Below are 519 nucleotides of genomic sequence, written 5' to 3'. Positions count from 1 at the left end.
TTAACGGCTTCTCCATACTGTTGAATAGCTGCCTGTTGTAATCCCTTTACTACATATTGTTCAGAACCAGCATTTGCACTCGAAACTGGATCGGAAGAGAATAACTTAAAGGCAAATATGGCACCAGCTCCAATTAACACCATGCTCCCTATAACACTCGCAATAATCTTAAATCCTTTTCTATTTTCCTTTTCAGGCTTTACTTGTGGCTCTATTTCATTCGATGGACTAGAAGGAGGTTCTTCCTTCCTTACTGGTAATTCTTCTTGATATTCATATTCTTCATGAAAAGGAGAATCATTGATTTCCCTTTCTAACGTTTCTAACAGCTCCTTTTTTTGTTCCTCTTGTTCCGGATCTAATTGCATCACATTCATTTTTTTAGAAATGTGATCAAAAATGTGATCTGCATATCTCGAGCCAAGCGATAACGTACCGTTATAAATTTCATTAGAATGACCATCTAACAAATCGAAATCAATATGTTCTTGCCGCCCTACCTCTCTATAAACTCGTTCT

1 pseudogene is annotated in these 519 nt (G+C 37.0%); it reads right to left on the bottom strand.

The annotated features are described in order from the left end of the window. Positions 1-519, bottom strand: a pseudogene (locus CN409_RS31210) (hypothetical protein); the annotation flags it as partial.

It is taken from the genome of Bacillus sp. AFS012607 (assembly GCF_002558005.1).
Lineage (GTDB): Bacteria > Bacillota > Bacilli > Bacillales > Bacillaceae_G > Bacillus_A > Bacillus_A thuringiensis_S.
This window is presented reverse-complemented; position numbering and strand designations above follow the sequence as displayed.